General features: G+C 70.0%; 22 protein-coding genes. 7 read left to right on the top strand and 15 right to left on the bottom strand.

The genetic code is table 11. The features are described 5' to 3' along the window. Positions 1–92 precede the first annotated feature (92 nt). The 15 genes from CLM62_RS23010 to CLM62_RS23080 all read right to left on the bottom strand — a co-directional run bounded on the left by CLM62_RS23010 (position 93) and on the right by CLM62_RS23080 (position 17496). Positions 93–1439: a sugar ABC transporter substrate-binding protein gene (locus CLM62_RS23010; protein WP_095751801.1), complete on the bottom strand. Its 1347-nt coding sequence runs from the start codon at positions 1437–1439 to the stop codon at positions 93–95. Between the two features lie 73 nt (positions 1440–1512). After that, positions 1513–3492, bottom strand: coding sequence for a pectinesterase family protein (locus tag CLM62_RS23015; protein ID WP_095751802.1), 1980 nt, complete (start codon positions 3490–3492; stop codon positions 1513–1515). Positions 3493–3525: 33 nt separating this feature from the next. Then, positions 3526–5034, bottom strand: coding sequence for a glycoside hydrolase 43 family protein (locus CLM62_RS23020; RefSeq protein WP_095751803.1), 1509 nt, complete (start codon positions 5032–5034; stop codon positions 3526–3528). After that, positions 5031–5876 (bottom strand): PmoA family protein, encoded by an 846-nt coding sequence (locus CLM62_RS23025; protein ID WP_095751804.1) that lies wholly within the window; start codon positions 5874–5876, stop codon positions 5031–5033. The genes CLM62_RS23020 and CLM62_RS23025 overlap by 4 nt, the downstream gene beginning before the upstream one ends. After that, positions 5876–7042 carry a Gfo/Idh/MocA family protein gene (locus tag CLM62_RS23030; protein ID WP_257004022.1) on the bottom strand — a complete coding sequence of 389 codons (1167 nt, stop codon included), beginning with the start codon at positions 7040–7042 and terminating at the stop codon, positions 5876–5878. The genes CLM62_RS23025 and CLM62_RS23030 overlap by 1 nt, the downstream gene beginning before the upstream one ends. Further along, positions 7039–8331, bottom strand: a complete 1293-nt coding sequence (locus CLM62_RS23035; protein WP_095751806.1) for a polysaccharide lyase family 1 protein — start codon at positions 8329–8331, stop codon at positions 7039–7041. The genes CLM62_RS23030 and CLM62_RS23035 overlap by 4 nt, the downstream gene beginning before the upstream one ends. Next, positions 8328–9224 carry a carbohydrate ABC transporter permease gene (locus tag CLM62_RS23040; RefSeq protein WP_095751807.1) on the bottom strand — a complete coding sequence of 299 codons (897 nt, stop codon included), beginning with the start codon at positions 9222–9224 and terminating at the stop codon, positions 8328–8330. Before CLM62_RS23040 ends, CLM62_RS23035 begins: the two co-directional genes overlap by 4 nt. Continuing rightward, a complete protein-coding gene (locus CLM62_RS23045) occupies positions 9221–10156 on the bottom strand; it encodes a carbohydrate ABC transporter permease (RefSeq protein WP_095751808.1) in 936 nt (311 codons plus the stop codon). Before CLM62_RS23045 ends, CLM62_RS23040 begins: the two co-directional genes overlap by 4 nt. A 122-nt stretch (positions 10157–10278) precedes the next feature. Continuing rightward, entirely contained in the window at positions 10279–12015 is a 1737-nt protein-coding gene (gene araD / locus CLM62_RS23050) for an L-arabinonate dehydratase (RefSeq protein WP_095751809.1), read from the bottom strand. Continuing rightward, a complete protein-coding gene (locus CLM62_RS23055) occupies positions 12012–12920 on the bottom strand; it encodes a dihydrodipicolinate synthase family protein (RefSeq protein ID WP_095751810.1) in 909 nt (302 codons plus the stop codon). Before CLM62_RS23055 ends, araD begins: the two co-directional genes overlap by 4 nt. Beyond that, positions 12917–13585: a GntR family transcriptional regulator gene (locus CLM62_RS23060; RefSeq protein WP_095751811.1), complete on the bottom strand. Its 669-nt coding sequence runs from the start codon at positions 13583–13585 to the stop codon at positions 12917–12919. Before CLM62_RS23060 ends, CLM62_RS23055 begins: the two co-directional genes overlap by 4 nt. Before the next feature lie 159 nt (positions 13586–13744). After that, positions 13745–14497: an MBL fold metallo-hydrolase gene (locus tag CLM62_RS23065; protein ID WP_095751812.1), complete on the bottom strand. Its 753-nt coding sequence runs from the start codon at positions 14495–14497 to the stop codon at positions 13745–13747. A 57-nt stretch (positions 14498–14554) separates the two neighbouring features. Then, the gene (locus CLM62_RS23070) at positions 14555–15142 is read right to left on the bottom strand and encodes a TIGR03086 family metal-binding protein (protein ID WP_095751813.1); all 588 of its coding nucleotides are present in this window, start codon (positions 15140–15142) and stop codon (positions 14555–14557) included. Between the two features lie 201 nt (positions 15143–15343). Beyond that, positions 15344–16507 (bottom strand): hypothetical protein, encoded by a 1164-nt coding sequence (locus CLM62_RS23075; RefSeq protein ID WP_095751814.1) that lies wholly within the window; start codon positions 16505–16507, stop codon positions 15344–15346. Positions 16508–16554: 47 nt separating this feature from the next. Then, a complete protein-coding gene (locus tag CLM62_RS23080; RefSeq protein ID WP_095751815.1) occupies positions 16555–17496 on the bottom strand; it encodes a 5-dehydro-4-deoxyglucarate dehydratase in 942 nt (313 codons plus the stop codon). 226 nt (positions 17497–17722) lie between these two features. Between CLM62_RS23080 and CLM62_RS23085 the strand changes: the two genes are divergently transcribed. The 7 genes from CLM62_RS23085 to CLM62_RS23115 all read left to right on the top strand — a co-directional run bounded on the left by CLM62_RS23085 (position 17723) and on the right by CLM62_RS23115 (position 24403). After that, positions 17723–18547, top strand: coding sequence for an NAD(P)-dependent oxidoreductase (locus CLM62_RS23085; RefSeq protein WP_095751816.1), 825 nt, complete (start codon positions 17723–17725; stop codon positions 18545–18547). A gap of 363 nt (positions 18548–18910) precedes the next feature. Further along, positions 18911–19681, top strand: a complete 771-nt coding sequence (locus CLM62_RS23090) for a DeoR/GlpR family DNA-binding transcription regulator (RefSeq protein ID WP_095751817.1) — start codon at positions 18911–18913, stop codon at positions 19679–19681. Positions 19682–19796: 115 nt separating this feature from the next. Then, positions 19797–21167 carry a sugar ABC transporter substrate-binding protein gene (locus CLM62_RS23095; protein ID WP_095751818.1) on the top strand — a complete coding sequence of 457 codons (1371 nt, stop codon included), beginning with the start codon at positions 19797–19799 and terminating at the stop codon, positions 21165–21167. Further along, on the top strand, positions 21164–22102 hold the full coding sequence (locus CLM62_RS23100; protein ID WP_095751819.1) for a carbohydrate ABC transporter permease: 939 nt from the start codon (positions 21164–21166) through the stop codon (positions 22100–22102). Before CLM62_RS23095 ends, CLM62_RS23100 begins: the two co-directional genes overlap by 4 nt. After that, positions 22099–22953 (top strand): carbohydrate ABC transporter permease, encoded by an 855-nt coding sequence (locus CLM62_RS23105; protein ID WP_095751820.1) that lies wholly within the window; start codon positions 22099–22101, stop codon positions 22951–22953. Before CLM62_RS23100 ends, CLM62_RS23105 begins: the two co-directional genes overlap by 4 nt. After that, complete coding sequence (locus CLM62_RS23110; RefSeq protein WP_095751821.1) at positions 22950–23939, top strand: zinc-dependent alcohol dehydrogenase family protein; 990 nt, start codon at positions 22950–22952, stop codon at positions 23937–23939. Before CLM62_RS23105 ends, CLM62_RS23110 begins: the two co-directional genes overlap by 4 nt. A gap of 242 nt (positions 23940–24181) precedes the next feature. Then, positions 24182–24403 (top strand): hypothetical protein, encoded by a 222-nt coding sequence (locus tag CLM62_RS23115; protein ID WP_095751822.1) that lies wholly within the window; start codon positions 24182–24184, stop codon positions 24401–24403. Positions 24404–24444: the final 41 nt, after the last annotated feature.

Genomic DNA, 24444 nt, shown 5'->3' on the forward strand with positions numbered 1-24444 from the left:
CGCGGGGCCGTGCTCATATGCGGCTACCGCCGCGTGGGCGCGACCAGCCACAAACAACCCGCAGCCGGCCACGGACAAACAGGACCGAGCTCTTAGCCGTTCTGTTCTTTCCACTCAGCCTGAGCCGTGTTCAGCTGATCAGCCAACGTGTCCAGAAACTCCTTCGCGCTCATGTCCCCAAGCAACACCTTCTGGAAGTTCGGCTCATTGTCCGACTTGGAGACCGTGTTCCAGTCCGGCAGGTAGTACGGCAGCTGAACAATGGTCGTGGACCCGTCACTCAACGCCCCCGCGGCCAACTTCGTGGGCTCGGCCTCAGAGATCCACGCGTCCTTCGCCGCGTCGCTGTTCGCCGGAACCTGCCCGGCCGACTTGTTGAACTTCGAGTTCTCCTCGTGCGAGGTGGCGAACTCGATGAACTTCCAGGCGGCTTCCTTGTTCTTGGAGCTCTTGAAGAGCCCCAGCCCGTCAACGGGGTTGGACACCTGAACCCGCTTGCCCCCGGCCCCGATCGGCTGAGGAATGCCACGGAACTTCTCCACCCCGAGCGCCTTCACATGGTCCTGGTAGGACCCCAGGTTGTGGTTCAGCATCCCGATCGTGCCGGAATCCCACTGCGCGACCATCTTGGTGAAGTCGTTGTTCAGGTCGGCGGCCGGCGTGACCTTCTTGTACAGGGCCGCGTACTTCTCCAGGGCCTCGACGTTCTTCGGGTCGTTGACCGTGGTCTTCTCACCGCTCGCGTCCCAGAAGGACGTGATGCCGGACTGCCCGTACATCGCGTCCAGCGCCTGGGCGATGGAACCGGCGCCACCCCGGATGGTGTACCCGAACTCGTTCTTGCCCGTGTTCGTGAGCTTGTCCGCGGCCTCGTAGAACTTGTCCCAGGTCGTCGGCTCGTCCAGACCCGCCTTCTTGAACAGGTCGGTGCGGTAGTAGAGGACACCGTTGTTGGCGGAGGTCGGGATCGAGTACAGGGCGTCGCCGCCGCCGGCGGACTTCAGCGACTCGACCATGGACTCGTTGAGCTTGCCGTTGAGGGAGGACTTGGAGAGCCGGTCGTCCAGCGGCTCCAGCGCGTTCTGGGCGGCGAACCCCGCGGCCATCGCCGCGCCGACACCGCCGACGTCCGGCAGACCGCCGCCCTGGATGGCGGTGTCGACCTTGGACTGGTACTCGGTGGAGGCGATCCCGACGTACTCGACCTCGATGTCCGGGTTCGCCTTCTCGAAGTCGGCGATGACCTCCTTCCAAATGTCGGTGCGGACACCGCCGTTGTTGTCCCAGAAGACGATCTTGCCCTTGCCGCTGCCCTCTTCGCCCTTGTCACCGCCCGCGCCACTGCCGTCGTCACCGCAGGCGGTGGCGGTCAGGGCGAGTACGGAGCCCAGGGCGACGGCTACGGCAGCGCGCCTGCTTCTACGGATGCTGATCTTCATTGGTCGGCTCTCTCTTCTGGATCCAGCGAGATATGAAGTTGTGGGGGGTTCGGTTCGGGTCACCCACGGAACCTCAGCGGCGGACGTACGGCGCCCAGCCGTCCGTGCCCTTGAGGTAGTTCGCGACGGTGTGCGTCTTGGCGTCGGCGTCACTCATCTGCGGCCGGTCCGCGGAGAAGCCCGCCCCCGGCCCGAAGTTGCGGTACTCGGCGAAACGCGCGTCCTTCCACGAGAACCCACTCATGTCGGTCCACGGCGAGGACTTGATCGCGGCGGGCAGTTCGGTGTTCCGGATCAGCACCTGGGCGACCGCGGCGGGTTCACCACCCGGGTGCCAGGGCCGCCCCAGGTGGAAGGTCCCGGCGGGCGCGTCACTGACGATCCTCGATCCCGTGATCAGGAACCCGTAGGGATTGCCCGTCCACGTCGAAGCGGCCGTGATGTACCCGTTGTTGGTGGCCGAGCCACGGCTCAGCGCGCGGATCACGGACCGCTCGACGACGGTGGTCGCGCGTCCGTAGACGAAGTCGACATCGCCCTCGATGTACGAGTCGCGGATGTAGACCCGGCTGATCACGTCCAGCTTGGGGCTGTCGGTCATCAGGGTGTCCTGGTTGCCCAGGAAGGCGGTGTCCTCGAAGACGATCCGGTCGCCGGTCGTCTTCATGGCGAGGGCCTGCTCGCCGCTGAGCTCGTGCGCGGCCTCGTCGAAGTCGTTGCTGAAGGTGAGGTTGCGGGCCGTGACGTCGTTCGCGGCGATCCGTACGGTCGCGCTCCCGGTGGAGCCGCCGTTCGCGGCGGGCGTGTCGTAGACGATGACGGTGTCGGAGCGATCGTGTCCAGTCCCCTGCAGCAGGATGTTCGGCTTGCTCGCGGGGATGAGGACCTTGGCCCGGTACGTGCCCGGCGCGACCGCGATCGTCACCGGGAGGTCATTGCCCTCAGGCACGGCGTCCACGGCGGCCTGCACGGTCGGGTAGTCGGCGGGGACATGCAGCGTCACCGGGTCGCCGATCCGCTTCTGCGGCCCGGAGAAGCGCTCGACCAGTGCCGGGACGGCTGCCGCCGGGTCCAGCCGGTAGTCGTAGAACTCCCGCGGGTCGAAGGCGGCACCCCACTCGTCGTGCCGGCCCGTCGTGTTCTTCAGGATCGACCCGCGCTCCACCAGCTCGGCGGTGGTGTCGGCCTGGTAGGGGTGCTGGACGTTCCGGTAGTAGCTGTTCTCGATGACCATCTTGGTCTTGCCGCGCGACCAGTTCCCGTAGGTCCACACGGGGTCGCCGTCGGCCAGTTGGTCCGACAGGTAGTTGTTGTAGAGGTGCGCGTAGGCGCAGTTGTCGGCGGACGGGTTGCGCTGCTTGGTACCCGTGAACCAGTTGTGGTCGATGGTGATCTGCGTGGTGACGTTCGGGGTCCAGCCGATGCCGAACGTCTTGTTGTTGTTGGTGAACTGGTTGTAGGAGACGGTGACGTACTCGCTGTCCTTGCGGATGTCGAGCTGGCCGTCGCAGATCCGTGAGAAGCGGATGTGGTCGATCCACACGTGGTGGACGGTGTCCATCCGGATGCCGTCGAAGTCGGTGTCCTTGCAGTCCCAGTTGCCCTCGATCGCTGTGTCACGGATGGTGAGGTTGCGGATGATGACGTTGTGGGTGCCGGGGTCGAGGTTGAGTCCGCCGTGGACGATCTCGGCGCTGTCGCTCACGCCGATGATGGTCTTGTCGGAGGCGACGGCGATCTCCGTGCCGAAGGGATCCATCTCGAGGGCGCCCTTGACCCGGATGACGTACGGCTCCTCGGCCGCCGCGTACTTCGCCAGCGAGGCCTGGTCGGTGACGGTCACGACCTTGCCGCCCGCGCCGCCGGTGGTGCCGCCGGCGAGGGAGGCGAAACCGTGCGGACGGTCGGTCCAGCGGTCCGCCGCCGCCGATGGGCTCGGAGCGGCTGCCTTCGCCTCCCCGATGGTCCCGAGGCCCAGAGCGGCCGCTAAGCCCACGACGGCGGCCAGGGCTCTACCGGCTCCCGGCAAGCGCTTGCTACGGAAGTGCGTCATTGCGGCTCCCAACAGGCGTACAGGTGCGGTCACTTACAAGGCGGTGATCCGGAACTGCGTGAAACTCGCGGCGCCGGCGTGTCCCGGTCCGACGGGCGCGAGGGCGAACAGGCCGAGCAGGGCGCCGACCCAGCGCCAAGGGGTGGCGGCGAAGACCTGGCCCGAAGGGCACAGGCCGTCTCCGATGTCGTAGAAGAAGCGGCAGCGTGCTCCGGTGCCGATCTCGATCCGCAGCCTGGCCCGTCCCTCGGGCGCGAGCCGGGGATGGTCGGCGTCCCGCTCCTTCTCGGCGACGGCTTCGGCGAACCGGTGCACGAGGTGGACCGTCCCGTCGGCTCCCCGTTGCAGCCCGATCCAGCTGAAGGCGTCTCCGAGGACCGCGAGCCCGGCCCGCGCCCCCGGCTCCTCGCCGTGCAGCCTCAGCTCGACCTCGACGGCGGACGGGGTGCCCGGCAGCCGCTGGGTGAGGACATTCGGCAGTTTGCGCAGGTCGTGCGCGTCGGCCGAGCGGACGCAGGCGAGCCTCAGGCCGTCCCCGGAGTGCTGGGTGGCCCAGCCGTCCTGCGGGTTGGCCGTCCACTGCCACTGGCGGCCGAAGCGTCCGCCGGGGAAGTCGTCGTCGGTGGCGGGCGCGGCGGCCGGCTGCGGCGGCAGGTCGGGCAGCGGATGTACGGCGACGGGGGCGCCGTCGTCACCGAGCACCGGCCAGCCGTCCGCGCCCCAGCGCATCGGCTGGAGGTGGACGACCCTGCCGTACGCACCGCGCTGCTGGAAGTGCAGGAACCAGTCCTCCCCGGACGGGGTGCGCACCCAGCCGCCCTGGTGCGGCCCGTTGACGTCGGTGTCCTTCTGCTCCAGGACGACCTTCTCCTCGTACGGCCCGAAGAAGCCGCGTGAGCGGAAGGCGCCCTGCCAGCCGGTCTCCACGCTCCCGGCGGGGGCGAGGATCCAGAACCAGCCGTCGTGCTTGTACAGCTTGGGGCCTTCGAGGGTGAACCAGCCGGGGATGCGGTCTCCGTCGACGATCACCTTCCCCTCGTCGAGAAGTGACGTCCCGTCCGGGTGCATACGGTGGCCGGTGAGGCGGTTCTTGATGCCGGAGCGGGATTTGGCCCAGGCATGGACGAGATAGGCCTCGCCGGTCTCGTCGTCCCACAGGGGGCACGGGTCGATGAGTCCCTTGCCCTCCTTCACCAGATGAGGGCGGGTCCAAGGGCCGCGTACGCCGGGAGCGTTGACCTGGAAGATGCCCTGGTCGGGGTCGCCCCAGAAGATCCAGAAGCGGTCGTCGTGGTGGCGCAAGGACGGTGCCCAGACTCCGCAGTCGTGGCGCGGGGCCTTGAACTCGCTTCCTGGTTCCAGGCGTTCGACGGCGTGGCCGACCAGGGTCCAGTTGACCAGGTCACGGGAGTGCAGCAGCGGCAGGCCGGGGGCGCGGCCGAAGCTGGAGGCGGTGAGGTAGAAGTCGTCGCCGACGCGGACGACGTCGGGGTCGGACCAGTCGGCGTTCAGGACGGGGTTCGTGTACGTCCGCGCGGTCACGGGCTCACCGCCTTCCGTATGAGGGCCGCGGCTCCGTCCCGGTCGAGCCGGCCGTCGGCGACCACGGTGACGATCCGCCGTACGACGGTGTCACCGGGCGCGATCGGCAGCCGCTCCTCGAACGCCAGGGACGAGCCGACGCCCGGGTACTCGGCGGTGCGCACGAACCACGGGTCGCGCCGGGTCTGCTCGGTGGCCCCGGCGAAGACCAGGGTCCAGGTGGAGCCGGCCAGGGCGAGCCAGTCGGCGGGGGCGCCGTGGACCTCGGCCTCGCCCTCGGTGGCGGCGGTGAAGGCATGCGGGGCCTCGTGCTCCTTGCGGGCCCGCCAGAAGAAGCCGCCGTAGGCCGCGCCGGGCCGCCCGTTGGTGGCGGGGCTGCCGATCGACAGCGGGTCCGGGGTGACGTTGGTGAGCGAGAAGGTGAAGTCCAGCGCCCAGGCGGCGTCGGTGAGTTCGGTGGCCGCGACCGTACGGCGCTCGCGCAGCAGCTCGGCTCCGGCGGCCACCCAGCGCAGCTCCTCGACGAAGCCGTCGGGGTCGCGCAGCTGGAAGGTGGAGTGCCGCTGGGCGCCGTGGTTGTCCAGTTCGGTCGGGCCCTGGTCACGGACGTAGGTGCGTCCGCCCCAGAAGTTGGCCCCCTCGACGTCGGGTACGGCGACACCGACGCCGAGGTGGTGTGTGTGGTCGGCGGGGCTGAGCTCCGTGACGGCCGTGCCGGCCAGGGTGGTGACGGGGTGCAGGTACGGGCGCGGGGAGAGCCGGGCCGGCAGCTCGGGCCGGGTGACGTACCGGCCGACCGGGCGGCCCGCGACGCGCAGCACCGGCGTGTCGTTGGTCGTCATCAGGTGCTCACCTCCTTTCGGAGTCCGTTGGGGACGGCCCAGGGGGCGCCCAGTTCGGAGAACAGGGAGAGGGTGTCGGCGGCGGCCGCGACGAGGCCGTCGACGCCGGGCACGACCCGGCGCCGCTCGTCGGCGAGCAGGTGCCAGGTCCCCTCCGGCAGCGGGGCCGGGTCGGGGGCCTGGCGGATCGCCTCGACGACCTTCATGAAGGAGCCCGTGGCGTCCGGCGGGACCAGCAGGTCGGCGCCGTCGGTGAGGTGCTCGACGAGGTTCTCCAGCAGGTCGGTGCGGCCGTACTCGTACTCCTCGGGGCCGTGGTCGGCCCGCTGGAGCAGGACGCGGTCCTGCTTGTACCAGAAGGTGATCCGGCCCCGGCTGCCGTGCGCGACGACATACGGCTCGTCGGGGTCCTCGGCGCACAGGGTCGCCGCGACGGTCACCGGGAGATCCCGGGTGGTGGTGACGCGGACGCAGGAGGTGTCGTCGGACTCGATGTCGTTGGCGCGCAGCAGCTCGGTCTCGATCCCGGTGACGTCCTCGGCGTACGGGGCCCCGGCCAGCGCGAGGGCGGTGGCGACGGCGTGCGCGAGCGGGTTGGTCAGCGCCCCGTCGATCACGTCGACCCCGTGCAGCCTGCGCTTGCCCGCCCAGGGCGCCCGCCGGTAGTACGCCTCGGGACGCGCCCAGGCACCGGCCCCGCCGACGCCCTCGAGTTCTCCGATCGCGCCCTCGGCGATCAGCTCGCGGATCGCGGGCACGGCGTGCGAGCCCAGCGACTGGAAGCCGATCTGGCAGGCGACGCCGGCCTCGGCGACCCCGTCGGCCATCCGGCGGTACTCGGCGTAGGAGGGGGCGGGCGGCTTCTCCAGCAGGAGGTGCACGCCCTTGCCGGCGGCCGTCAGCGCCAGGTCCGTGTGTGTCGGGATCGGCGTGCAGATCACGGCGATCCGGGCGCCGGTGGAGTCGAGGAGGGCGCCGAAGTCGGCGGACTGCTCGGGTGTGCCCAGGCCCTCGGGGATCTCGTCCCCGGTCAGCGGGGTCAGCTCGCAGATCCCCGCCAGCCGGACGATGCCCTTGTCCTGGAGCCGGCGGATGTTGTCCAGGTGCCAGCGGCCGTGGCCGCGAGCGCCCGCGAGAACGATCGGAACGGTCATCTGAACAGTCATGGGATCCTCCCTGCGCCCGCGCCGCGTGCCACCTCTCGGTCGGCCGTGGCGGCGTTGTCGATCTTTGTGTGCAGGGTAGGTCTCCAGCCGACGTCCGCCGTGAGATCACGCTCGCTGCCACTGTTGTAGGCGTTGTGGATGGCGAGCAGGTCCACCGGATAGCCGTTGAAGAGGGTGCCGCTCTGGTGCAGGGCGGTGCCGTTCCAGCTCTTGACCAGGTCGGCGGCCTCGATGTGGCCGGGGGTGGTGAAGGCGTTGTTCTCTGCGTAGATCGCCGACTCGGTGGAGACACCGACGGAGTAGCGGTAGTCGTGGGCGTCGTCCGGGACGACGTACCGGTTGTTGTAGAGGTGCACCTGGCCGAAGCGGACCCTCGGGGCTCGCTGGACGACCGAGTCGAACTCGTTGTGGTGCAGGGTGACCCGCAGCTTGCCGCGGTCGCCGGTGGCCGTGTCGCCGTTGCCGATGAGCATCGCCTTGTCGTGGCCGGCGAACCGGCTCCAGGAGACGGTGACCAGGTCGGAGCCGTTGGTGATGTCGAGCAGGCCGTCGTGGCGCAGGTAGTTGCGGCCGTAGTGGGTGGGTTCCTTGGCGTCGGGGTGGCCCTTGTCGCTCAGGGTCACGTGGTCGACCCACACGTGGGTGGCACCGCGCAGCCACAGGTTGTCGTACGCCGTCTTCCAGTCGCCGAGGCCGCCGGTGTTGGGCTGCCAGACGGGGAAGCAGTCGTAGGCGTCCCGGAGGTCGAGGTTGCGGATGATCACGTTCTCCGCGTCCTTGACCTGGAGGCTGGCGCCCTTGAGGACGGCCTTGTCGCCCAGGCCGACGATGGTGGTGTTGGAGCCGACCGGCAGCACGACCCGCTCGGCCTGCTTCGCCGCCGACGCCTGGCGGGCCTCCTCCTGCGGGCCGCTGGGCTTGGCGGAGCCCCAGGTGCGGGGGTCGTAGGCGGCCAGGTACTTCGTCGTGCTGTAGCCGTCGGTGGCGTAGTCGGCGCAGTCCAGGCGGTCGCCGTCGTCGTCGGTGTTGGCGTCGACGGTTCCGGCGATCTTGATGATCTTCGGTGTGTCGCTGCCGCCGTCCAGCGCGCGGACCAGTCCGGCGCGGTCGGTGACGGTGTGGACGTGCGCGTCGTCGGCCGCGGCACCTCCGGTGGTGCCGCCGGCGGCGGAGGCCCAGCCGTCGTTCGGGGGCAGGGTGTCGCGGCTGATGTCGCGGGCCTCGGCGTGCGCGGGGACGCACAGGAGACCCAACGCGGCGCCGACGACCGCGATCTGACGGATTCTCATCCCTTCACCGCCCCCGCGCTGAAGCCCGTGATCAGCCACTTCTGGATGAAGGCGAACACGATCACGACGGGGACGGCCGCGATGATGCCGCCCGCGGCGAGCGCGCCGAGGTCGACGCTGTCCGCGCTCATCAGGGTGTTGAGGCCGACCGGGATGGTCTGCTTCTCCTGGTTGTTCAGGAACATCAGGGCGAACAGGAAGTGGTTCCAGGAGTGCACGAAGGCGAAGGAGCCGACGGCGATCAGCCCGGGCCGCAGCAGCGGCAGGACGACGATCCGGAAGGCGGTGAACCGGTTGCAGCCGTCGACCCAGGCCGCCTCTTCCAGCGAGTACGGCACGTTCTTGATGAAGTTGCTGATCAGGATCATCGACAGCGGCAGCTGGAAGACGGTCTCCGCGATGATCACACTGCCCAGCGAGTTGATCATCTGGAGCTCGGCGAAGATCTCGAACAGCGGGACCAGGAGCAGCGCGCCCGGCACGAACTGGGAGCACAGCAGGGCCAGCATGAAGGCCTGCTTGATCTTGAAGTCGAACCGGGCGAGGGCATAGCCGCCGGCCAGTGCGACGAGGGTCGTCATCACCAGGGTGGCGACGCCGACGAGCAGGCTGTTCTCGAAGTAGGTGCCGAAGCTTCGCTCCGTCCACACCTTCTCGAAGTGGTCGAAGGTCATCGGCCAGGGTACGAGCGAGGTCGAGCCGGCCGGGCGGAGGGCGAAGAGCAGGATCCAGTAGAACGGGATGAGGGTGAAGACGAGGTAGATCGACAGCGGCAGGTAGATCTGCCAGCGGGGAGCCTCGTCCCAGGCACGGCGCTTGCCCGTGGGGCGCGGCGGTTCGACCACCGCGGGCTCGGGAGCCGGTGCCACCGCGGTGGCCTCCTTGGTGCTCACTTGTCCCCACCTCCGAACTTGCTCAGGCGCAGATAGACCATCGAGCAGAAGAGCAGGATCACGAACGCCACCGTGGTCAGGGCGGACGCGTAGCCGAAGTTGTGCGCGTCGACGCTGGTGTTGGCGATGTAGAGCGGGAGGGTCGTGGTCTCTCCCGCGGGTCCGCCGCCGGTCAGGGTGTAGAGCAGGTCGACGTTGTTGAACTCCCACACCGCGCGCAGCAGCGTGGACAGGATGATCGCGTCCTTCAGGTGCGGCAGCGTGATGTGCCAGAACTGCTTGATGCGGCTGGCCCCGTCGACCTCGGCGGCCTCGTACAGGTCCTTCGAGACGGACTGGAGGTCGGCGAGGATGAGGATCGCGAAGAAGGGGACACCGCGCCACAGGTCGGCGACGATCGCCGCCGGGAACACGGTGGAGGTGTCCGACAGCCAGCTGGTGCCGTAGGAGCCGATGCCCATGTCCGCGAGGTAACGGGTGATGCCCGTCTGGGAGTTGTAGAGCAGGACCCAGATCGCGGAGGTCAGCACGCCGGAGACGGCCCACGGGGAGAAGACCATGGCCCGCCCGAGCCCGCGGCCCACGAAGGTCTGGTTGACGATGAGGGCGAGCGCGAGGCCGAACAGCAGCTGCAGTCCGACCTCGACGACGACCCACTTGGCGCTGAAGACCAGCGTGTCCCAGAACACCGGGTCTTCGGTGAAGGCGTGGACGAAGTTGTCGAAGCCCGCGTAGCCGTTCCGCCATGGCTTGGTGGGGTTGTAGTTCTGCAGGCTGTAGTAGAAGACGCTGATCACCGGGTAGGCGATGAAGCCGAGCATGAGCAGGGCCGCCGGGGCGATCAGCAGGTACGGCAGCCTGCGCGGCGTGGCGGAGGCACGGCGCCGCCGGGGTGGCGCGGGCGGTTTCGCCACGGCTGCGGCTTGGGCCATGACTGTTCTCCGTTCTGGTACGTCGTGCGTGCTTCGTGCGGGGGTGGTGCGTAGGTCGTGCTTTCTCGTGGAGGAAGCGCTTTCTCCCTGTGCAGGGGTGTGCCAGGTCGTGCTGCGGTGGTTCAGCCCGCGTACGGGTCCTGCACCTTGCCCGGGCGGGCCAGGAACTCGAAGTCGCAGCCGGTGTCGGCCTGCGTGATCTGCTCGTTGTAGAGCGCGCCGTAGCCGCGCTCGTAACGGACGGGCGGCGGAGTCCACTCCGCCCGGCGGCGCTCCAACTCCTCGTCGTCCACGGAGAGATGGAGGGTGCGCGCCTCGACGTCGAGGGTGATCGTGTCCCCGGTGCGGACCAGGGCCAGCGGGCCGCCGACGTACGACTCGGGGGCCACGTGCAGCACGCACGCGCCGTAACTCGTGCCGCTCATCCGGGCGTCGGAGATCCGCACCATGTCCCGCACGCCCTGCTTGAGCAGGTGGTCGGGGATGGGCAGCATCCCGTACTCGGGCATGCCCGGTCCGCCCTTGGGCCCGGCGTTGCGCAGCACCAGCACGCTGTCGGCGGTGATGTTCAGCGACGGGTCGTTGATGGTCCGCTGCATCGTCCGGTAGTCGTCGAAGACGACCGCGGGGCCGGTGTGCTTGAGCAGGTGGGGCTCGGCGGCGATGTGCTTGATGACCGCGCCGTCCGGGCAGAGGTTGCCGCGCAGGACGGCGACCCCGCCCTCGTTCGCGACCGGGTTGTCCCGGGGGCGGATGACGTCGTCGTGGTGGACCTGCGCGCCGGTGATCTGCTCGCGCATGGTGTCGTACGAGACGGTGGGCCGCTCCAGGTGGAGCAGGTCCGGGATCCGGGAGAGGAACCCGGGCAGTCCGCCGGCGAAGTGGAAGTCCTCCATGAGGTACGTCTGTCCGCCGGGCCGTACGTTGGCGAGCACCGGGACCGTGCGGGCGATGCGGTCGAAGTCGTCGAGGGTGAGCTTGACGCCCGCGCGGCCCGCCATGGCGATCAGGTGGATCACGGCGTTGGTGGAGCCGCCGAGGCCCAGGACGGTGGTGACCGCGTCCTCGAAGGCGTCGCGGGTGAGGATGCTGGAGAGCTTCCGGTCCTTGTGGACCAGTTCGACGATGGTCATGCCTGCTTTGGCCGCCATCCGGTCGTGCCCGGAGTCCACGGCCGGGATGCTGGACGCACCCGGCACCGTGACGCCGAGCGCTTCCGCGGCGGCGGTCAGCGTGGACGCCGTACCCATCGTCATGCAGTGGCCGGGCGAGCGGGCGAGACCGCTCTCCAGCTCGGTCATCTCGCAGTCGCCGATGAGGCCGGCCCGCTTGTCGTCCCAGTACTTCCACATGTCGGTGCCCGAGCCGAGGACCTCGCCCCGCCAGTGGCCCGGCAGCATGGGCCCGGCGGGCACGAAGACGGCGGGCAGGTCGACGCTGGCGGCGCCCATGAGGAGCGCGGGCGTGGACTTGTCGCAGCCGCCCATGAGCACGGCCCCGTCGACCGGATAGGACCGCAGCAGCTCCTCGGTCTCCATCGCGAGCATGTTGCGGTAGAGCATGGGAGTCGGCTTCTGGAAGGTCTCGGAGAGGGTGGAGACCGGGAACTCCAGCGGGAAGCCGCCCGCCTGCCACACCCCTCGCTTCACGGCCTGCGCGCGGTCCCGCAGGTGGACGTGGCAGGGGTTGATGTCCGACCAGGTGTTGAGGATCGCGATGACCGGCTTGCCCAGGTGCTCCTCGGGCAGGTAGCCGAGCTGGCGGGTGCGGGCGCGGTGGCTGAAGGAGCGCAGGCCGTCGGTGCCGTACCACTGGTGGCTTCTGAGCTCTTCGGGGCGCTTTCTGATCGGCTGGTTCATATCGACCACCCGGCGGCGATGGCGGCGACCTCGGCGCGTTCTTCCTCGGGCAGCTGCTTGCTCGGCGGGCGGACGTCGCGGCGGCACAGGCCGAGGGAGGCGAGGGCCTCCTTGACGACGGTGACGTTGTTGGCGGAGCCGCCCGCGGCACGCAGCTCCTCGAAGCGGCGGATCTGCTCCCAGACCTTCATGGCGGCCGGGTAGTCGCCGGATCGAAGCGCTTCGATCATGTTCAGCGAAACGGACGGGGCGACGTTCACGAGCCCCGAGGTGAAGCCGGTGGCGCCCGCGGAGAAGTACGAGGGGGCGTACGGCTCGGCGAGCCCGGCGACCCACACGAAGCGCTCCAGCCCGGCGTCGCGGGCGAACGCGGCGAACTTGGCCGCGTCCGGGACGGCGTACTTCACACCGATGACGTTCGGGCAGGTGTCGGCGAGTTCGGCGAGGCGGACGCCGTGCAGCTGCGCGTTGCGGATGTAGGGCACGACGCCCAGCTCCGGTACGGCCTCGGCGATAGCGCGGTGGTAGTCGACCCAGCCGGCCTGGGAGACGTACGGGTGGACGGGCTGATGGACCATGACCATCTGGGCGCCGTGCTCGCGGGCGTGCCGCGCGGAGGCGATGGCGGTCGGCACGTCGTGGCCGACCCCGACGAGGACCACGGCGCGGTCGCCGGCCTCGTCGAGGGTCAGCTCGGTGACGAGCTGCCGCTCCTGGGGGGTGAGGGCGTAGAACTCCCCGGTGTTGCCGTTGGGGGTGAGGGTCGTGATCCCTCCGTCGAGCAGACGACGCAGCAGGGCCCGGTGGGCGTCCTGCTCGACGGAGCCGTCCTCGGCGAACGGGGTCACCGGGATCGCCACCACGTCGGCCAGGGCCGTCCGTTGGGTCTCGAACGTCGTTGTCATGCCTGACCGTCCTCTCCCTGGGCCTCGGACTCCGCTTGGGGGAAGGCCCGCTCGACGAAGGACCCGATGTGCGAGTGCAGGGCTCTCGCCGCGCCGTCGGCGTCACCGGCCAGGGCGAGCCGCAGGATCTCCCGGTGCTCGCCGGCCTCCCGCTCCCAGGAGGGCGAGGCGGCCCAGGCGACGGCGGAGACGAGGGCGGCCTGGTCGCGGACCTCGTCGAGCATCCGGCCGAGCAGCGGGTTGCCGCAGGGCAGGTACAGGGCGCGGTGGAACTCCCGGTTGGCGAGCGACCGTTCGGCGGTGTCGGTGGCCGCGTCGGCGCGGGTCAGTGCGTCCTTCGCGGCATCGAGGGAGGCGCCCCGCTTGACGGCACGCTTCAGCGCCTCGGGCTCCAGCAGGAGCCGCACGTCGTAGACCTCGCGCGCCATGTCCGCGTCCACCATGCGCACCGTGACGCCCTTGTACTGGCTCATCACGACGAGCCCGGTACCGGCCAGGGTCTTGAGCGCCTCACGCACGGGGGTCTTCGACACCCCGAACTGCGCGGCGAGCTCGGTCTCGACCAGAGCCTGACCTGGCGTCAACTGCCCGGTGAGGATGCGGTGTTTGATCCCTTCCAGCACGTATTGCGTGCGGGAGGGGATCGGCGTGGGCACAGAGGTCATGCGCGCCTCTCGGATCTCGCGTCTCGGCGAATCGCGTATCGGATCTCACGTATCGCGTCTCATATATGACGTACGAAGTACGACGCGTTGAAGGTAGGAGGGCCCTCGTGTTTCGTCAATGCTTCTGGCAAAGGAAGTTGAAGTTTCGGTGAAGAGCCGTCAGACGTCCCTGGTCTCGCCCACGCGGGCGGCGGAGGTCGGCCCACCGAAGGCCGAGGCGGCCCGGACGGTCGCCGCCTCGGGGAGGAGCGTGGGCCCGACGTGCGTGACGAGCAACCGTCGTACGCCGGCCAGGCGGGCGGCGGCACCGGCGTCCTCCGGCGCCAGATGCACCTGTTCACCTTCGCGATGCCGGTCGATGTCGGCCTCACAGAGGAACAGGTCGGCGCCCCCGGCGAGACGGAGCAGCCCGTCGCACGGCCCGCAGTCCCCGGAGTACGCGAGCACCCGCCCGCCGCTTTCGGCGCGCAGCCCGTAGGCGTCGACATCGTGCTCGACGGCGTGGGCGGTGAGGGTCAGATCGCCGTGCCGGACGGTGTGGCCGTCGTACAGGGGCTGGAAGTCGAGGACTCCGTCGAGGAACCCGGCGTCCGGCCGCCCGAAGAACCCCGAGACGCGCTGTGCGCAGCCGGCCGGGGCGTAGACCGGAATGGGAGCGTCCGGCGTGAGCCCGCCATACGCCAGCCCGTACACGGCGGCCACCAGATCGGCGCTGTGGTCCGCGTGCAGATGCGAGATCCAGATGGCGTCGAGCCGAGCCGGATCGGTGTGCCGCTGCAACTCCGCGAACGTCCCGAACCCGGCGTCCACCCACACCTCGGCACCCCCGCCCCGCAGCAGATAGCCGGAGCACGGCAGGTCCGGCCGCGGATGGGGGGAGGCGGTGCCGAGGACGGTGAGGGTGAGGGGCATGCGGGGAGCGTACGGTCGCCGTACGCTCCACGCCTGTCGATTAGGGGGCTTCCCCTACTAGGGCTTCCAGCCCGGGTCCCGCCCGCTCAGCCCCACCGCACGGTCCAGGAGCGGGGCCTCGTCCGGGACGGGGACGACCGGGCCGAAGATGCCGTCTCCGCGGTCGGAGTCCTCCGCCGCGGCGAAAAGCATGTCGTACGACGCCTGCAGCGCGGCGGGGTCCGGCTCGTACCGTTGGCCGGTGGCCCGGGCCAGGTCCCAGCCGTGGATGACCAGTTCGTCGGCGACGACGGCGGCGGCGACCTCGCCGGGCAGGTCGACGCCGCCCGCTCGGGTCATGCCGGTCCAGGCGGCCGGGTCGCGCCAGGCGTCGGCGAGTTCGTCGAGGACCTTGGGCAGTTCCTCGCGCCAGCCGGGGCCGATGTCGGGTACGGCGGCTTCCGGGCTGGTGTCCGTCGTGACGCCCAGGTCCTTGCGGGCGGCGTCGCGGAAGGCGACGGCCAGGCCGGTCAGATGCCCCAGCAGGTTGCGCACCGCGAGGTCCGGGCACGGCGTCGCGGCGGAGAGCTGTGCGTCGGTGACGCCGTCGGCGAGGCGTGCCACGATGCGGGTCTGTGCACCGAGGTCGAAGGTCGGGGCGGTCATGCGGCGGCTCCTCATGGTCGGGTTCCTACGAGGTGGACCGGCCGCGCCCGCGAAACTCATCGCTTCAGATGATGCCGTCCTGGATCGGGGCCGTCCCGCCGTGGACCGGCACCGTGGCGTCCCGTCTCTTGGCACCGACAGGTTCCAACGGAATCCCGCCCGAACCCCGCCCGAACGACGGGCCCAGCTGCCGACGTCGGCTCAGAGCCCGCTGAGCCCCTTGCGCACCGCCTCCAGGTCGGCGTCCGACGCCAACCCGGCGTGATACAGCCGCACCTCCGTCGCTCCGAGCTCCCGGGCCCGCGCGGCGTCCGCCGCGACCGTGCCCGGGCTGCCGCCCATGCCCGAGACCACACCGAGGTTGGCGGCGATGACGGCGCCTTCCCGCCGCTGCCGCGCGAAGGGCGTCAGCAGGCCGGGGCCGCCCGCGCACGGCACGACCACGCCGTCCGCGACGGACAGGATGTGCGCGGGGTCGACGCCCGGATTCGCGCCGACGTGGTACGTCACGGGGTCGGCGTGCAGCAGCACCTGGAAGCCCTCGGGCGCGGCCGCGCGGACCGCCGCGACCGCCGCCTCCTGGAGTGTGCGGGCGGTTTCGTCGCGCCACGCGCGCGTGGCGGCCGCGTTCGCCTCGCCGAGCAGCTTCTCGACGCCGGTCCAACCGTCTTCCTCGGGCGCGCCCCGCCACAGCGGCTCCAGCGCCCCGCGTACGGCGGCGGCCAGCTCATCGGCGTCCAGGCCCTGGCTGCCGTACCCCTCCCGGCAGGTCGGGCAGAAGCAGAGGGCCATCAGGTACATGCCGGCGTCCCCGAGGGCGACCCCGCCGGTCTTGTCGTGGGCGTGCAGGTGCTGGAGTCCGTACCAGCCGAGGGACTCCAGCTCGGTGCCGTGCGCTCCGGGCCGTACGGCCGCCTCGGCGGCGAGGTCGACGAGGTACGCGCGCGTGGCGGGCTGCGCGATGCAGGGGGCCCACGGGTAGCGGTCGCCGTAGGCGTTGACGACCGAGGTGCCGGGGTGTTCGGCGCCCAGCCGGGAGTTGTGCGCGAGGACGACCCAGGTGTGCACCTCCAGACCGGCGTCCGCGAGCGCCGCCGCCGCCTCGCCGAAGGCGTCCCCGGGCGCCCAGTCACCGGCCGCGTACGGGCGCAGCTCCCGCCCCTCCCACCGGTCGTCCGTGGGATACAGCACGGCCGCGTGTTCGGCGGTGACGATGCGGTGGCGCGGGTGGCGGGGGGTCAGGGCGCGCGTGGAGTGATAGGCGGCGGCGAGCGTCACCTGCCGCACGCCGAGCGCGGCTATGCGCCCCGCGGCCTCCGGGTCCCCGTTGACGTCCCAGGGGTAGACGAAAGTCGACGCCTTCACTTGTTCTCCGCCTTCACTGGTGCTGCACCCTCACGGGTACTCCGCCGTCACTTGTTCTCGTCCAGCAGCGCGTACCCGCGCTCGATGATCTGAGCGAGCTGCTTGACATGATCCTCGCTCGGCTCGTGCAGCGGGGGCCGGACCTCCCCCACGTCGAGTCCACGCAGCCGCACACCGGCTTTGACGAGGGCGACGGCGTAGCCGCGGCCCTGGGCGCGCAGTTCGACGAAGGGGCGGTAGAAGCCGTCGAGCAGGCGGTGCGCGGTGGCGTCGTCGCCGGTCTTGTGGGCCTCGTAGAAGGAGAGGGCGATCTCCGGGGCGAAGCAGAAGACGGCGGAGGAGTAGAGCGTGATGCCGATGCCGCGGTAGGCGAGCTGGGTCTGCTCGGCGGTCGGCAGCCCGTTGAAGTAGAGGAAGTCGCCGGGGACCTCGGTGCGGACGGCGCTCACGATCCGCTGCATCAGATCCAGGTCGCCGAGTCCGTCCTTGAAGCCGATGATCCCGTCCGTGCGGGCCAGCTCGACGACGGTCTCGGGGGTGAAGACGGCGTTGTCGCGCTGGTAGACGATCACCGGCAGCGAGGTCGCCGCGGCCACCTCCCGGTAGTGCCGCAGCAGCCCGTCCTGTCCGGCGACCACGAGATACGGCGGCATGGCGAGCAGCCCGTCCGCCCCGGCCGCCTCGGCGAGCCGCGCGTACCGCACGGCGAGCGCGGTGCCGTATCCGGCGCCCGCGACGACCGGCACCCGGCCCGCCGTCTCCTCCACGGCCGCCCGCACGCAACGCTCGAACTCCTCCGGAGCCAGCGCGTGGAACTCGCCGGTGCCGCAGCACGCGAAGACGGCGGCGGCCCCGGACTCGACCCCGCGGCGCACGTGCGCGCGGTAGGCGTCGAGGTCGACCTCGCCGTCGGGGCCGTAGGCGGTGACGGGGAAGAACAGCGGCCCGCTGGGGATGCCGAGTCGAGCGGCGAGGGGGGCTGACGTCACGGGCTCTCCCTAGAACAGGCGCTCACGTTTATGACTTGCATCTACATGTATGAACGCCTCCACCCTAGGGAGCCCCCTCAGGGCCGGTCAAGCGGACAAACGCGCATCACAGAAGCGGATTTTCCGGCTCCGGGCCACACTTGACGGGATACGGCCACCATCCCTAGCGTGTCCACGCATGTGAATGTGATCCATGCATGCGGCCGTTGACTCAAGGAGACCGAGGATGCCCGCTCCCCGCACCGTTCTGCTCACCGGCGCCGCCGGCGGGCTCGGCACCCTGATGCGGGACCTGCTCCCCGACCACGGCTACGAGCTGCGCCTCCTCGACCTGCGCCCCATCGAGGGTGAGCCGGACGCGCTCGTCGCGGACCTCGCCGACAAGGACGCCGTGCGCGAGGCCGTGCGGGGCGTCGACGCGATCATCCACCTCGCGGGCATCTCCCTGGAAGCCCCTTTCGAGAAGATCCTCAAGGCGAACATCGAGGGCACCTACAACCTGTACGAGGCCGCGCGCGAGGAGGGCATCCGGCGGATCGTCTTCGCCTCCTCCAACCACGCCGTCGGCTTCACCCCGCGCCCCCAGGGCGAGGCGCCTTTCGACGCGAGCGCCCTCATCCCCATCGACACCCCGCGCCGCCCGGACACCTTCTACGGCCTGTCCAAGTCCTTCGGCGAGGACCTCGCGCAGTTCTACTGGGACAAGCACGGCCTGGAGACCGTGTCCGTCCGCATCGGCTCCTGTTTCCCCGAGCCGACCAGCGTGCGGATGCTCTCGGTGTGGATGAGCCCCGCCGACGGCGCCCGCCTCTTCCACGCCGCCCTCACCGCCGAGAGCGTCGGCCACACCGTCGTCTACGGCTCCTCCGCCAACACCCGCCTGTGGTGGGACCTGACCACCGCGCGGGCCCTCGGCTACGAACCGCGGGACGACTCCGAGCCGTACGCCGAGAAGCTGATCGCCGAGCAGGGCGAGCTGGACCCGGAGAACGTGGCGCACGCCTATCTCGGCGGCCACTTCGTCAGCGACCCGCCGATCTGGCCGTACTGATCCGGCCGTACTGATCTGGCCGTACTGTCTGGCCGTACTGATCCGGCCGACCGCCGTCCCACCACGGCGGAAAACAGACGTTCGCCGCGGCGGGCGGGCACCGAACGGGCCCGCCCGCCGCCGCATTCGGGCACCCGCACTGCCCGATCTCACGGTCGAACACGCAGCCGCGCAGGTCCGAGGCGGGCACAGCCCGCCGCAATCGGGCACACACGGGCAGTATCGGACCCGCAACAGGCCTGGTCAGTCCCGCACACCCGCTGTAGAACTTTCCCCCAGGGCCCCACCGGGCCCGAACGGGCATCGTGAGCCCCTGAGGCGAACGAGCCATGAGAAAGCGCAGCACGGAAGCGGGTGACGGCCATGACCCCCAGAACGGCGGAAGAACGACAGCGGGAGATCGTGCGGGCCGCGCGCGCCACCGGCTCGGTCGACGTCACCGCGCTCGCCGCCGAGCTGGGCGTGGCCAAGGAGACCGTACGACGGGATCTGCGCGCCCTGGAGGACCACGGCCTGGTCCGCCGCACCCACGGCGGCGCCTATCCCGTGGAGAGCGCCGGCTTCGAGACGACGCTCGCCTTCCGGGCCACCAGCCACGTCCCCGAGAAGCGCCGGATCGCGGCCGCGGCCGCCGAGCTGCTCGGCGACGCCGAGACCGTCTTCGTCGACGAGGGCTTCACCCCGCAGCTCATCGCCGAGGCGCTGCCCAGGGACCGGCCGCTGACCGTGGTCACCGCGTCCCTGCCGGTCGCGGGTACGCTGGCCGAGGCCGACGGCATCTCGGTCCTGCTGCTCGGTGGCCGGGTCCGCTCCGGCACCCTGGCGACGGTCGATCACTGGACGACGAAGATGCTGGCCGGCTTCGTCGTCGACCTGGCCTACATCGGCGCCAACGGCATCTCCCGCGAACACGGCCTGACCACCCCCGACCCCGCGGTCAGCGAGGTCAAGGCGCAGGCCATCCGGGCCGCGCGCCGCACGGTCTTCGCGGGCGTGCACACCAAGTTCGGAGCGGTCAGCTTCTGCCGGTTCGCCGAGGTCGGCGCGCTCGAAACGATCGTCACGAGCACGCTGCTTCCGACGGCCGAGGCCCATCGCTACTCCCTGCTGGGACCGCAGGTCATCCGGGTCTGAAAACCGCTCACCCACTTCATACGGCGCCCTTTGCCGAACGGCGCCCCATATCTCCCCATACGGCTGCCTCCACGTCCATCTCCACCTCTATCTCCCCTACGTCCAGGAGCGATCCATGCGAACCCAGAGCCGACGACGGCCCTCGCGAGCCACGCTCGCCATGGCCGCCGTAGGGACGCTGCTCGCCCCGCTGCTCTCCGGCTGCTGGGTCGGAGCCGGCGGGGCCGGATCGGGCGGCAATTCGATCAACGTCCTGATGGTCAACAACCCCCAGATGACAGAGCTGCAAAAGCTCGCCCCCCGCTTCACCGAAGAGACCGGCATCAAGGTCAACTTCACCGTGCTGCCCGAGAACGACGTCCGCGACAAGATCAGCCAGGACTTCGCCAACCAGGCCGGCCAGTACGACGTGGCCACCCTGTCCAACTACGAGATACCGATCTACGCCCGCAACGGCTGGCTGGAGGAGATGAACTCCTACGTCGCCAAGGACCCGGCGTACGACGAACAGGACGTCCTCACGCCGATGCGCCAGTCCCTCACCGGCGACGACGGCAAGCTCTACGGCCAGCCCTTCTACGGCGAGTCGTCCTTCCTGATGTACCGCAAGGACGTGTTCGCGAAGCAGGGCCTGACGATGCCCGCCCACCCCACCTGGACCCAGGTGGCCGACCTCGCCGCGAAGGTCGACGGCGCCGAGCCGGGCATGAAGGGCATCTGTCTGCGCGGTCTGCCGGGCTGGGGCGAGGTGATGGCACCGCTCACCACGGTCGTGAACACCTTCGGCGGCACCTGGTTCGACAAGAACTGGAAGGCACAGCTCGACTCCCCCGGCTTCGAGAAGGCGACGAAGTTCTATGTCGACCTGGTCCGCAAGCACGGCGAGTCCGGCGCCGCCCAGTCCGGCTTCGCCGAGTGCCTGAACAACATGACCCAGGGCAAGGTCGCCATGTGGTACGACGCCACCTCCGCGGCCGGTTCCCTGGAGGCGGCGAGCTCCCCCGTCAAGGGCAAGCTGGGCTACGCCCCCGCACCCGTCGAGCAGACCAAGTCCTCCGGCTGGCTCTACACCTGGGCCTGGGGCATCCAGAAGGCGTCCCGCAACCACGACAAGGCCTGGAAGTTCGTCTCCTGGGCGTCCAGCAAGCAGTACGAGCAGCTGGTCGGCGACGAGATCGGCTGGTCCAACGTCCCGGCGGGCAAGCGCGCCTCGACGTACACGAATCCCGCCTACGTCAAAGAGGCCGCCGCCTTCCAGGAGATGACCAAGGAGGCCATCGAGGGGGCCCGGCCCAACGACCCCGGCGTACAGCCGCGCCCCGCGCCCGGCATCCAGTTCGTCGGCATCCCCGAGTTCACCGATCTCGGCACCAAGGTCTCCCAGGAGATCAGCGCGGCCATCGCCGGACGCCAGTCCGTCGAGTCGGCCCTGAAGAAGTCCCAGCAGCTCGCCGAGCGGATCTCCGAGGAGTACGAGGGACGATGACCGCGACGACAACGGCCCCTGTGGCCACCACTGCCGTACACACCGTGAAGCAGCCCCCCGCCCGGCTGCGCGCCTGGGCCACCCGGGCCCCCCTGCTTCCCGCCCTGATCTTCATGGTCGTGGTCACCCAGCTCCCGTTCGTGGCCACGCTGGTGATCTCCTTCTTCGACTGGAACGCCCTCTACCCCGACGCCCGCCACTTCACCGGCTTCGAGAACTACCGCCAGGTGCTGACCGACGCGGACCTGCGCCAGTCCGCGTGGACCACGGTCCTGCTGACGGTCGCGGTGGTGATGGTCAGCCTGATCCTGGGCCTGGCCCTGGCGCTGCTGCTCGACCGGAAGTTCCGCGGCCGGGGCGTGGTCCGCACCCTTCTCATCGCGCCCTTCCTGGTGGTCCCCGTCGCGGCGGCCCTGCTCTGGAAGCATGTGCTCTACAACCCCGAATACGGCCTGCTCAATGGGCTGTTGCACTATGTGGGCGGCCCACAGCCGGACTGGATCTCCAACACCCCGCTGCTCGCGGTCGAAGCATCGCTGGTCTGGCAGTGGACCCCGTTCATGATGCTGATCCTGCTGGCCGGCCTGCAGAGCCGCGACCAGCAGCAGATGGAGGCCGCGCGGGTGGACGGCGCGAGCGACTGGCAGATCTTCCTCTACCTGACGCTCCCTCATCTGCGCCGCTACCTGGAACTGGGCGCCCTGCTGGGCTCGATCTACATCGTCCAGAACTTCGACGCCGTCTTCACGATCACATCCGGCGGCCTGGGCACGGCGAACCTGCCCTACACCGTCTACCAGAGCTTCTACCAGGCCCATGAGAACGGCCTCGCCTCGGCCGCCGGCGTCCTGGTGGTCATCGGCTCGATCATCATCGCGACCTTCGCGCTGCGCGTGGTGTCGTCCCTGTTCCGCGAGGAGGTGTCCCGGGCATGAGCGCCATCGCCGTACAAAACCGCGTGCGCGGCCGTCGTAAGGGAGCGGGCCTGGGCCTGGTGGCCTGGCTGGCGGGAATCGTCTTCTTCCTGCCCATCGCCTGGATGGCCCTGACGTCCTTCCACTCGGAGGAGGACGCGGCCACCAACCCGCCGTCCTTCACCGCCGCCCTGACCCTGGACGGCTACCGCGAGTTCTTCGGCACGGGCGGCGGCGCGAGTCCCTGGCCCGCGCTGATCAACTCGACGGTGGCCTCGGTGGCGTCGACGCTCTTCGTGCTGCTGCTGGCCCTCCCGGCGGCATACGCACTCTCGATCCGCCCGGTGAAGAAATGGACGGACGTCCTGTTCTTCTTCCTGTCGACGAAGATGCTGCCGGCGGTGGCGGGCCTGCTGCCGATCTACCTCTTCGCCAAGAACACCGACATGCTGGACAACATCTGGCTGCTGGTCATCCTCTACACCTCCATGAACCTGCCGATCGCGGTGTGGATGATGCAGTCCTTCCTGGCCGAGGTCCCGGTGGCGATCATCGAGGCGGCCCGCGTGGACGGCGCACGCCTGCCGACGATCCTCGCGCGCGTGGTGGCCCCCATCGCGCTGCCCGGCATCGCCGCCACGGCCCTGATCTGCTTCATCTTCAGCTGGAACGAACTGCTCTTCGCCCGGGTGCTGACCGGCGTGGTAGCGGAAACAGCCCCCGTCTTCCTGACCGGCTTCATCACCAGCCAGGGCCTCTTCCTGGCGAAGGTGTGCGCCGCGTCGCTCGTCATCTCCCTGCCGGTGCTCGCCGCGGGGTTCGCCGCCCAGGACAAGCTGGTCCAGGGCCTGTCGTTGGGAGCCGTGAAATGAAGGCCGCCGTCATCGAGTCCGTGGGCCGTGCCGTCGTCGCAGAGGTCCCGGACCCGACGCCGGGCCCGCGCGAGGTCGTCGTGGAAGTCGCCGCATGCGGCCTCTGCGGCACGGATCTCCACATCCTCCAGGGCGAGTTCGCGCCCAAGCTGCCGATCGTGCCGGGGCACGAGTTCGCGGGCGAGGTGGTCGGGGTGGGGACCCAGGTCACGGAGCTGTCGGTGGGCGACAGGGTGGCGGTGGACCCGTCCTTGTACTGCTACGAGTGCCGGTACTGCCGTACGGGCCACAACAACCTCTGCGAACGCTGGGCGGCGATCGGCGTGACGACGGCGGGCGGCGCGGCACGCTACGCGGTGGCCCCGGTCGCGAACTGCGTACGGCTGCCCGAGCACGTCCGCACCGAGGACGCGGCGCTGGTGGAACCCCTGTCCTGCGCGGTACGCGGCTACGACGTCCTGCAGTCACGCCTCGGCGCCCACGTCCTGATCTACGGCTCGGGGACGATGGGCCTGATGATGCTGGAACTCGCCAAGCGGACCGGAGCGGCGAGCGTGGACATGGTGGACATCAACCCGTCCCGCCTGGAGACAGCCCGCCGCCTGGGCGTCTCGGCGTCGGCCGCGAACCCCGACGAACTGGACCGCCCGCAAGGCTGGGACCTGGTGATCGACGCGACCGGCAACGCGGCGGCGATCCAGGACGGCCTGGACCGGGTGGCGAAGGCGGGGACGTTCCTGCAGTTCGGGGTCGCCGACTACGCAACCCGGGTCACGATCGACCCGTACCGCATCTACAACCAAGAAATCACCATCACGGGCTCCATGGCGGTCCTCCACAGCTTCGAGCGAGCGGCGGAACTGTTCGCGAACGGTGTCCTCGACCCCGAGATCTTCATCAGCGACCGCATCCCACTGGAGCGGTACCCGGAGGCGCTGGAGCAGTTCGCGGCGGGGGTGGGCCGGAAGATCGTGGTGGTGCCGTAGGAGTCGGCGCCGGGCCATTGCCCACCCGCCCGACTCGGTCAGCTGCCAGGTGACGTCCGCCCCGGTGGTCCACCTCTCGAGGTGCCGAGACGGGTGGTTGGGTGGGCAAGGTCCGGGGGTCCAGGGAGCGGAGCCCCCTGGCGGGGTCGAAGGGGCAGCGCCCCTGGGGATGGGACGGGTAGGGGCGGCGGGGGCGAAAAACCCCAGGGCCCACCCCCCACCAGACCTCTACCATCCCCGGCATGCCCCGCCCCCAGGGATTCTCATACGCCGAGCACTCCGACGGCACCGTGCGGATAACGCACCACGCCCACCCCGCCACAACCCTCCGCGGCCCCCGAGCCGCACAGTTCCTCACCGAGGTGGCATCCGGCGACCCTCAACTCGTCATGGCCCGCTGGACCGGAAACTACAAACGCGGCAACGAACGCACCGCCCGCGCCCACCCCCGCAACAGCCGCTGACCGCCCCGCCCCGATTGGCCGTCGGTAAGGGAACGGTAAAA

It is taken from the genome of Streptomyces sp. SA15 (assembly GCF_002291145.1).
Classification (GTDB): Bacteria; Actinomycetota; Actinomycetes; order Streptomycetales; family Streptomycetaceae; genus Streptomyces.